Source organism: Pseudomonas sp. 15C (assembly GCF_055484735.1).
In genome coordinates this window covers 1-9458 of record NZ_JBUDGD010000103.1, presented here as the reverse complement: position 1 = coordinate 9458, position 9458 = coordinate 1, and the positions used below count along the sequence as shown (strand labels likewise).

The window sequence follows — 9458 nt, the reverse complement described above, 5'->3', positions numbered from 1 at the left end:
CCCTCACCCCAGCCCTCTCCCGGAGGGAGAGGGAGCTGATCTACGTTGGCTTTGAAATCGCGAACGACTCGGTATCGCAGGTTGGCGTATCTCTCGCATCCACCGCGGTCGGTCCCCTCTCCCTACGGGCGGTCCGACGTTTCGGGAGGGCTAGGGTGAGGGGCTTTTGACGTTGCTTTTGATCTTCTGCCCCGCCTCCAAAGCAAGGAACCCGTGGGGGACGCTCGCCAGACGGATTACTGGCGGTTTACAGTGATCAGCCATTCCTCGATCACGGACCGATCCCCATGTCAGACCAAAACCCCGCCATCCACCTCGAACGCTCCAACGAATCCCACCTCGAAGGCATTACCGCGCTGTACAACGACCCGGCCGTGGCGCGGCAGGTGTTGCAGATGCCGTTTCAGTCCATCGAAGTCTGGCGCCAGCGGCTTCAGGCCGACAACCCACGCGCGCTGAAACTGGTAGCGCTGCATCAGAGTGTGGTAGTCGGCAGTCTCGGACTTGAGGCGTATTCGCCGATGCGTCGGGCGCACGCCGGCAGTTTCGGCATGGGCGTTGCGGTCGCGTGGCAAGGCAAAGGTGTCGGCTCGAAACTGTTGGCGGCGGCGCTGGACGTGGCCGATAACTGGATGAACCTGCACCGCGTCGAACTGACGGTGTACGCCGATAACGAAGCGGCCATCGGTCTCTACCGCAAGTTCGGCTTCGAAACCGAAGGCCTGTTTCGTGATTACGCGGTGCGCGACGGGCAGTGGGTCGATACGCTGAGCATGGCCCGTCTGCGCGGCGCATCGAAAACCTGACTTAATCGTTCAGCGCGAACGCCACCGCCGCCCGAGCATGCAGTTCCGTGGTGTCGAGCAGGGGCAGGGCGCTGTGTTCGGGTTTGATCAGCAGGCCGATTTCGGTGCAGCCAAGGATGATTGCCTGCGCGCCGCGTGCGGTCAGCGATTCGATCACCCGCTGGTAGGTTTGTCGCGATTGATCGCTGATCACGCCGACGCAGAGCTCGTCGTAGATGATCCGGTGCACGTCCTTGCGCTCGGCTTCGTCCGGCACCAATACCGTTAACCCCTGCGCGATCAGACGTTGCTTGAGGAAATCCTGTTCCATGGTAAACGCCGTGCCGAGCAGGCCAACGGTTCGCGCCTCAATCGACAGTGCTGCCTGGGCTGCCGGTTCGGCGATGTGCAGAAACGGAATATGGATCGCTGCCTGAATCTGCTCGGCGACCTTGTGCATGGTGTTGGTACACAGCACCACGCAATCGGCGCCACCCGCCTGGAGCCGGCGCGCGGCATCGACCAGGATGGCCGCGGCATCATCCCAGCGTCCGGCGTGCTGGGCCTGTTCGACGGGGCCGAAGTCGACGCTGTACATGAGCAATTGCGCCGAGCGTAAAGGGCCGAGGCAATCGCGGACCTGTTGATTGATGAGGCGATAGTATTCGGCGCTGGATTCCCAGCTCATGCCGCCGATCAGGCCGATGGTGCGCATTGGATGTCCTCGGGCAGTGAGGTGTGTCGAGAGTTCGGGTCTGGCTGGAGTGTCGTTTTGTTTGCGGGCCGAAGCCAGCGCCGACTGACTGTACCGCTGACTTTCCATGCAAGTGTTACGCTCGCTGCAGCTTTAACGTACGCCGAGGCTTCGATCTGCCACTATCGAGGTTCGCAGGTCCTTTCCGAGGAACACCGCTATGGACGATGTACAGCAACTGGGCGAGATGCTCCGCCATTACGCCGACAGTGAAGCGCACAAAAAGCAACTGTTCGAGACGCAATCGGCGGCGTGGGCCACGCGCATTACCGCGCTGTTTGGTGATATCCAGCAATGGCTGGAGCCGGTGCAGGCGCCGAATCTGCTGGAGGTGAATCGCGAGGCCTACGTCGCATTCGGGCCGAGCGTGCCGGTGGAGACGTCGACGTTCAAGACGGAAAAGTTGAGCATCGTGATTGCCGGGAAACCGGTGGAGTTCGTGCCGGATGTGATGGGCAGCGGCGGGCAGATTTCACTGGCGGTGATGGGGCTGACGGCCGCGCGTTACGGCAGCATTTCGCTGGTGGGACTGCCCAATGGCGAGTGGCAGTGGCGCAAGACCAACGGGTTGAAGGATCCGGATACGTTTGTGTTTGATGCGAATTTTCTTGCGCAGCAGTTGCAGGGTTTGATTCCGCGCGATCGCGTTTAAGATCAAGAGCTTACCCCCTCACCCCAACCCTCTCCCCAGGGGCGCGAGGGGGAAAGGGAGCCGATCGAGTGCTGTTCAAAGCCTGAGTTCAACTTGATATTTCACGTCGGCGTAATTCGAACAAACAACTCGGTCAGTTCCCTCTCCCCCAGGGGCGAAGGGGAAAGGGAGCCGATCAAGTGCTGTTCAAAGCCTGAGTTCAACTTGATATTTCAGGTCGGCGTAATTCGAACAAACAACTCGGTCAGTTCCCTCTCCCCCAAGGGGGCGAGGGTGAATGGGAGCCGATCGAGTGCTGTTCAAAACCTGAGTTCAACTTGATATTTCACGTCGGCGTAATTCGAACAAACAACTCGGTCAGTTCCCTCTCCCCCAGGGGCGAGGGGGAAAGGGAGCCGATCGAGTGCTGTTCAAAGCCTGAGTTCAACTTGATATTTCAGGTCGGCATAATTCGAACAAACAACTCGGTCAGTTCCCTCTCCCTCTGGGAGAGGGCTAGGGTGAGGGCAGCCCGGCTGACACACCTCACATATCGAGGTTGACCCACCCCGGCTTGACCTCTTCAGGCGCCACCGCCTTCACCGGTTTCCCGGTCGCCAGTTCCACCCGCCGTGCCACCTCCGGATCGTCGGCAAACGGCACCATGCTTGCCTCATCCAGACTGTCCGCCGTCTCCCGCCGCAAGCAGTACTCCACCGCCAGCCACAGAAACACCACACCCAACCCATCGAAGAACATTTCCATCACTGGCACCTCAGGCGATCTGCGCGTCACGCTGCGCCAGTGCGACATCCGCCACCCGCACCGTGCCCCAGACGTTGTAGGCCATCAGCAACATGCCGCTGAGGAAAAACACTCCGCCAGCGAAGCGCACGATGAACCCCGGATGGCTGGCCTGCAGCGCTTCGACGAACGAATAGGTCAGAGTGCCGTCCTCGTTGATCGCTCGCCACATCAGGCCTTGGGTGATGCCGTTGACCCACATCGAGGCGATGTACAGCACCGTGCCGATGGTCGCGAGCCAGAAGTGCAGGTTGATCAATGCGGTGCTGTGCATCTGCGCCCGGCCGAAGATTTTCGGCACCATGTGGTAAGTCGCGCCGAAGGTGATCATCGCCACCCAGCCGAGCGCGCCGGCGTGGACATGGCCGATGGTCCAATCGGTGTAGTGGGAGAGGGCATTGACGGTCTTGATTGCCATCATCGGACCTTCAAACGTCGACATGCCGTAGAACGCCAGCGACAACACCAGAAAGCGCAGGATCGGGTCGGTGCGCAATTTATGCCAGGCGCCGGACAGGGTCATCATGCCGTTGATCATTCCGCCCCAGCTTGGCGCCAGCAGGATCAGCGACATGGCCATGCCCAGCGACTGTGCCCAGTCCGGCAGGGCGGTGTAGTGCAAATGATGAGGGCCGGCCCAGATGTACAGGGTGATCAACGCCCAGAAGTGCACGATCGACAAGCGATACGAATACACCGGCCGATTGACCTGTTTTGGCACGAAGTAATACATCATGCCGAGGAAGCCTGTGGTGAGGAAAAAGCCCACGGCGTTGTGCCCGTACCACCACTGCACCATGGCGTCGGTGGCGCCGGAATAGACCGGATAGGACTTGAACCAGTCGACCGGAATCGACAGGTGATTGACCACGTGCAGCATGGCGATCACCAGAATGAACGCACCGAAAAACCAGTTGCCGACATAGATATGTCTGGTCTTGCGTTGCACCACGGTGGTGAAAAAAACCACGGCGTACGCCACCCAGACCACGGCCATCCACACCGCGCCGGAGAATTCGATCTCGGCGTATTCCTTGGTGGTGGTGTAGCCCAGCGGCAAGGTGATCAGCATGATCACGATCACCGATTGCCAGCCCCAGAAAGTGAAAGCGGCAAGAGCGTCCGAGTACAGCCGCACCTGGCAGGTGCGCTGTACCGCGTAATAACTGGCGGCAAACTGCGCGCTGCCAGCGAAACCGAAAATCACCAGGCTGGTGTGCAACGGGCGCAAGCGGCCGAAGGTGGTCCATGGCAGGTCCAGATTCATCTCGGGCCAGACCAGTTGCGAGGCGATCCACACGCCCATCGCCATGCCCACTACACCCCAGAAAACCGTCGCGATGACGAATTGGCGCACGACCCTGTAGTTATAGGCCTGCCCGATTGTTGCTGTGCTCATGGTCAGTTCATCCACGGTTGCCAAGTCTCGCCAGGCCTCCTGGTCTGGCATGGGCTGCACTGTAGGAACTGCGCGGAAAACAAAACAGGCTCAGCAATGGCTGGTTTGTGCGGATCAGATTCGGGGCAGGGCTGTGGCGGTTTGCCGCGGGCTGATCTGGTGTTTCTGTAGTTTCTGTTCCCTGCCACGGTCCATTGCAGGAGTGAGCCTGCTCGCGATAGCGCTGTACCCGTCAACACATCTGAACCTGACACACCGCTATCGCGAGCAGGCTCTCTCCTGCAAGTCGAAACGCCGGGACCGGGGAAACCCTTAGTATCCTCAACGATTGGGCATTTTCCCTTGGGTCAGTGATGGCCTTTTGGTAGAGTCGCGCTCGCCAGCGGGTTTTCGGCTGGACGATGGAACCGAAGAAGGGAGTCTGATCAGTGAGTCCGGGCAAAAAAATCCTCGGTCTGACGGCGTTGCTTTTGCTGCTGACGCTGTGGGCCAGCTATGTATATCTGTTCAACGAAAACCGTGACGGCCAGCTCGGCGGTGTCGGCGAGAGCACCGCGTGGTGTGGCGTGCCACCGTCTACCGAAGCGGCGGCGCTGGGCAAGGATCAGCTGACCCTGCGCATCACCAACAACCTGCGCGGCGAGTTCATGCTCAGCGGTTCGCTGGTGGTCTCCGAACGCACTTTCAATCGCTATGATCTCAGCCGCAATGAACTGCGCCTGCGCCTCGAGCCGTTGCAGTGGACCTACGGCGCGACGCCGATCTTCCTCGAACAGGTCAAGGTGCAGCCGCTGAGCCGCAACCTGTCGGCGAGCAACAAAAGCGCCTACGCCGAACTCGAACCGCGCCCGATCGGTGTGCAGGGCCAGGCCACCGCGTTCCCTTTCGACACCTACCGCTACGGCTACAAACCGGTGCTGTATTACCTCAAGGGCAGCGAACGCATCGACCTGCGGTTCAAGAACATCACCACGCTGATGGAGATGTCCAATACCTTCACACCGATCCAGAAGTACAACCGCGTCGACTACATCAACGAGATCACCTCGATGATTCGTGACGAGGATTACAAACCCTACGGACCCCACGAATGCGCCTTCAGTGTCGAGCGCAAGGATTCGTTCAAGGTCGTGGTATTGATGCTGCTGCTGGTGCTGTGTCTGCCGCTGATGCTGGTGTTCTATCGCGACCTGCCGGGGATCGATTTCCTCGCGACGCTGGTGGGCGTGGCGCTGGTGCGCGGGCTGCTGCTCGGGCCGGTGCAGGACTTCCGCCTGTACAACATCGACTTTCTGTTTGGCGCGGTGATTTTGCTGGTGGGGACGGTGTCGCTGATCAAGGCGATGCGGATCAATAGCCGGCGCGAGATAGCGATGCGTAGTGGTGAGACGTCCTGGTGAGAATGGGTTGAAGATCAAAAGCCCCTCACCCTAACCCTCTCCCGGAGGGAGAGGGGACTGACCGAGGTGTCTGGCGAGCTGCGCCGACCTTGAAAAATCCAGTCGATTATGGATTCACTACATTAGGTCAGGTAAATGCATCTCATGAATATCCTTCGGTCGGTCCCCTCTCCCTCCGGGAGAGGGCTAGGGTGAGGGGACGCGATCTCGAGCCGATCACTTAAGCGCCGGATCCCCCATATTCATCTTCTTCCACCCCTGCAACAGCACCTGCGCCTTCGGCTCCTGCCCGCTGTCGAGGTACCACTGAATCAGCGACAACCGTGCATTGCGATTCGCCGGCTGCACCTTGAGCAACCCCTCCAGCAGTGCACAGGCCTCATCGACCTTGCCACTCTCATGCAGCGCCACCGCCAGCACGTAGCCGTACTGCGCGTTCTGCGGCTCCAATTCAGCAGCTTTTTTCAGTGGCGCCATCGCCTCATTGGTCTTTCCAGCGCGGATCAGTGACAAGCCTTGAGTGTGCTGCAGCAATGCAGCATCCGGGTGTTGCTTGAGACTGTCGCCGAGCAGTTTCTGCGCTTCAGCAACCCGACCATTGCCTTCCAGCCATTGCACCAGCGTGACCAGCGCCGGATAGAAGTCCGGGTCACGTTGCAGTGCCGAGCGCAACAAACCTTCGACTTCGACGGTACGGCCGCTGGCCTGGTACAGCATCGCCAGATTCAGATTGGCCTCGGCACGTTCCAGCAGGCTTTGCTGCACCGCTTCATATTCGGCAATCGCCGCGCTCCAGTTGGCTTGCGCTGCGCCCAGACCGGTGTTGCGCGATGCGCCGAGCAGGTCCCGCGCCGCAACGATGCGCACGGCTTTCACCGGGTCGCCCAACAACGGTGCAAGCAACGGCGCACGCTCTGCTGGCGGCAGGAAAGCGCTGATCGCGCGTACCGCGCTTTCACGCACTTGCGGATCGGCGTGGCGCAAATCCTGGGTCGCCAGTTTCAACGCCTGTTCGCTCGGGTACAGCGGCAGTTCCGCCAGCAACGTCGCGCGCTGAATGGCCGGCAGGTTGCTGCGTTGCAGCTGCGTATACAGCGCGTCCGCGGCACCGGGCTGGCCGTTGCGAATCAGCCACAGACTCTCGTCATAACGCGGCGCTTGCGCTGCGCTGGAGGTGCCCCACAGCTTGAACTGCGCGGTGATCTTGTCGCCGGCCTTGCCCTCGTGGCAGGTCAGGCAAGCGTCCGGGGTGCCGAGCTTCTGCGCCCGTGCCGGGTTGGGAATGCTGAAACTGTGGTCATGACGGAAGTCGTTGCCCATGTAGAACTTGCCGGGCATGTGACAATCCGCGCACTGCGAACCGGGCTGGCCCATGGTGTGGCGGGTGTGTTCGCTGGAGTCGTAGTTCTTTGCTTGCAGGCCTTTGCCGTCGACGCCTTCGACCGAGGTCTTGCCGGCGCTGTTGTGGCATTGCAGGCACACCGCGTTGCCCGGCGCCTTGAGTTCGGTGCTGTGCGGGTTGTGACAATTGCTGCAGCGCACACCCTTGTCGAACATTTTGCTTTGCAGGAACGAACCGTGTTCGAACACTTCATCCTTGATCTTGCCGTCCAGCTCGTACAGTTCCCGGGTGAGGACGCTGGGCAGATAATCGTCCATCAAGCGCTTGCCGACGGTAAAACCATCGTCCAGCGGTGCCCGACGGGCGTGACAGCGTGCGCAGGTTTCGATCTCGACGGTGGCGTTTTTGTCTTTCAGGTTCACGTCAAAGCCGTGATGGATCAGATCGGTTTTTTGCGCCGTCCACTGCACATGATTCGACGCCGGACCGTGGCACGCCTGGCAGCCGACGCCGAGGCTGTTCCAATGACTGTTGAAGCTGTTGCTGGCCGCCTCGAAGTTGCGCTTGAAGCCGGTGGTGTGGCACTCCACGCACATGAAATTGGCGTTCTGACTGGGCTTGCTCCAATGCAGCGGATTCTTGAAGTTGACGCCCTGGCCGGGATAGAGATGAAACCAGCGGTGCTTTTGACTATCCCAGGCCACGCCGAGCGCCTGCAAGCGACCCTCACCGACTTCGATCAGGTACTGCTGCAACGGCGCGATGCCGAAGGTGTAGGCGACTTTGAAGTCAGCATTCTTGCCGTCGATGCCGGGCGTGTTGACCCAGAATCCGCCGTCGTGGCGCGAGAACCGTGTGGTTTCCTTTTCCGCCTTGAAGGTGACGTTATTGAAATCGCCGAGTACGGTCTCGGCGTTCGCCGCCTGCATCGCCAACTGGTGGTGCGAACCCTGCCAGTCCTTGACCTGCTCGCTGTGGCAGCCTTGGCATTGCTGTTCATCGACCATCGTCGCCGGGGTGCTCGCCACGACCGGCTGTGACTTCGCGGGCGTGGCAACCGGCGTGCTCGCCGGTATGGCTTTCACTGGCGAGGGAGCGGGGCTGAACAGAAACCAGCCGATCCCCGCAACGGCAGCCAGCAGTACGCCGATGGCGACGGGAAACAGATAACGTGAGATTGAAGAGCGGGACGAGTCAGGGTCAGGTCGTGCGGCTTTGTTTTTATGCTTGGGCATTGCGACTTCCGTAGTCCAGGGGCATTTGCCGTCGGGCGCGCGTTCCAGCTCGTTGCAGCTTTGCCGGATGACCGGCGTCTGTCAAATGGGGCGTATGAGGCGTTGCGTAGCCGTCTGTGAATTTTGTGCTTTGCCAGCGCAATTACCGAGGATTTAGCTATACCTGTAACTCCCCCAGGCAAAGTTTTTGGCCTTCTGACAGGAGTTACAGCATGAAGCTAGCAGTGATGATGGGCACGCTGTGCATTGCCACCCTCGGTGTGGTGGGTTGTTCCAGCAAGACCGTCGCTCCCGATGAATACTCCGGGTTTCTCAAGGACTACAGCCAGCTCAAGGAGGCCAAATCGCCGTCCGGGGCTGAAGTGATGCGCTGGATGGACCCGAAACTGGATATCAACAAGTTCACCAGCGTGTACATCGAGCCGAGCCAGCTCTATCCAAAACCGCAGCCGACCGCGAAAATTCCGCAGCAGACGCTCAACGGCATCACCAGTTATTACGATCAGGCGCTCAAGCGTGAAATCGGCAAGTCGTTGCCGTTGGCGACCGGGCCTGGGCCGGGCGTGATTGTGGTGCGTCCGGCGATTACGGCGGTGAGCAGCAAGACCGAGGGGTTGCATGCCTATGAGGTGATTCCGATTGCGCTGGTTGCTGCGGCTGTGAGCACTGCCAGTGGTATTCGTGATCAGGAAACGACCTTGGCCACCGAGGCGGTGTTTCTCGATGGCGGCAGTAACGGTGTCGTGGCGCAGGTGGTGCGCAAAGGTACCGGGACGCCGTTGGAGAATTCTTCGCAGGTGATGAAGGCTGATGACGTTAAAAAGGTTATCGATGGTTGGGCGGTGGATATGCATCAGACTTATTTGAAGCTCAAGGCTGAGGCCAAGTGATGCGCTGAGGCTTGGGCTTCGTCGTTGGCAGGCTGGCTCCGTTTTGTGAGCACTGAAGATCAGTGTGGGAGCCAGTCTGCTGGCGATGGCTATCTTTCTGGCGCTTCTTGATTGGGTACATATCCGTTGCTGCGGTAACGGCTTCTTATGGTTTCGCCCTTACGGCGACTCACTTTTTTTACAAACGCCTAAAAAAAGTAAGCAAAAAAACGCTTGCT

At 59.8% G+C, this 9458-nt stretch carries 8 protein-coding genes; 4 read left to right on the top strand and 4 right to left on the bottom strand.

The window, feature by feature from the left end:
* Window positions 1-287: 287 nt before the first annotated feature.
* The gene (locus ACYYKW_RS26080) at window positions 288-806 is read left to right on the top strand and encodes a GNAT family N-acetyltransferase (RefSeq protein ID WP_464991554.1); all 519 of its coding nucleotides are present in this window, start codon (window positions 288-290) and stop codon (window positions 804-806) included.
* A 1-nt stretch (window position 807) separates the two neighbouring features.
* Here ACYYKW_RS26080 and ACYYKW_RS26075 read toward each other — a convergent pair whose 3' ends face one another.
* Window positions 808-1500: an aspartate/glutamate racemase family protein gene (locus ACYYKW_RS26075; RefSeq protein ID WP_464991553.1), complete on the bottom strand. Its 693-nt coding sequence runs from the start codon at window positions 1498-1500 to the stop codon at window positions 808-810.
* A gap of 199 nt (window positions 1501-1699) precedes the next feature.
* On the opposite strand from ACYYKW_RS26075, the gene ACYYKW_RS26070 reads away from it, so the two are divergent.
* On the top strand, window positions 1700-2191 hold the full coding sequence (locus tag ACYYKW_RS26070) for a hypothetical protein (RefSeq protein ID WP_093101868.1): 492 nt from the start codon (window positions 1700-1702) through the stop codon (window positions 2189-2191).
* Window positions 2192-2716: 525 nt separating this feature from the next.
* On the opposite strand, the gene ACYYKW_RS26065 is transcribed toward ACYYKW_RS26070, so the two are convergent.
* Complete coding sequence (locus ACYYKW_RS26065) at window positions 2717-2935, bottom strand: cbb3-type cytochrome c oxidase subunit 3 (RefSeq protein ID WP_464991552.1); 219 nt, start codon at window positions 2933-2935, stop codon at window positions 2717-2719.
* Between the two features lie 10 nt (window positions 2936-2945).
* Window positions 2946-4373: a cytochrome-c oxidase, cbb3-type subunit I gene (gene ccoN, locus ACYYKW_RS26060; RefSeq protein ID WP_464991551.1), complete on the bottom strand. Its 1428-nt coding sequence runs from the start codon at window positions 4371-4373 to the stop codon at window positions 2946-2948.
* Window positions 4374-4801: 428 nt separating this feature from the next.
* Here ccoN and ACYYKW_RS26055 point away from each other — a divergent pair, with 428 nt between their 5' ends.
* Window positions 4802-5773 (top strand): hypothetical protein, encoded by a 972-nt coding sequence (locus tag ACYYKW_RS26055; protein ID WP_464991550.1) that lies wholly within the window; start codon window positions 4802-4804, stop codon window positions 5771-5773.
* Between the two features lie 216 nt (window positions 5774-5989).
* Here ACYYKW_RS26055 and ACYYKW_RS26050 read toward each other — a convergent pair whose 3' ends face one another.
* The gene (locus ACYYKW_RS26050; RefSeq protein ID WP_464991549.1) at window positions 5990-8350 is read right to left on the bottom strand and encodes a tetratricopeptide repeat protein; all 2361 of its coding nucleotides are present in this window, start codon (window positions 8348-8350) and stop codon (window positions 5990-5992) included.
* A 212-nt stretch (window positions 8351-8562) separates the two neighbouring features.
* On the opposite strand from ACYYKW_RS26050, the gene ACYYKW_RS26045 reads away from it, so the two are divergent.
* Complete coding sequence (locus ACYYKW_RS26045) at window positions 8563-9240, top strand: DUF3313 domain-containing protein (RefSeq protein WP_093101864.1); 678 nt, start codon at window positions 8563-8565, stop codon at window positions 9238-9240.
* Window positions 9241-9458 lie beyond the last annotated feature (218 nt).

What these genes read in the sequence shown, in the direction of transcription:
- ACYYKW_RS26080 (WP_464991554.1), top strand. Translation starts at nt 288, where the DNA reads ATGTCAGACCAAAACCCCGCCATCCACCTCGAACGCTCCAACGAATCC.
- ACYYKW_RS26075 (WP_464991553.1), bottom strand. Translation starts at nt 1,500, where the DNA reads ATGCGCACCATCGGCCTGATCGGCGGCATGAGCTGGGAATCCAGCGCC.
- ACYYKW_RS26070 (WP_093101868.1), top strand. Translation starts at nt 1,700, where the DNA reads ATGGACGATGTACAGCAACTGGGCGAGATGCTCCGCCATTACGCCGAC.
- ACYYKW_RS26065 (WP_464991552.1), bottom strand. Translation starts at nt 2,935, where the DNA reads ATGGAAATGTTCTTCGATGGGTTGGGTGTGGTGTTTCTGTGGCTGGCG.
- ccoN (WP_464991551.1), bottom strand. Translation starts at nt 4,373, where the DNA reads ATGAGCACAGCAACAATCGGGCAGGCCTATAACTACAGGGTCGTGCGC.
- ACYYKW_RS26050 (WP_464991549.1), bottom strand. Translation starts at nt 8,350, where the DNA reads ATGCCCAAGCATAAAAACAAAGCCGCACGACCTGACCCTGACTCGTCC.
- ACYYKW_RS26045 (WP_093101864.1), top strand. Translation starts at nt 8,563, where the DNA reads ATGAAGCTAGCAGTGATGATGGGCACGCTGTGCATTGCCACCCTCGGT.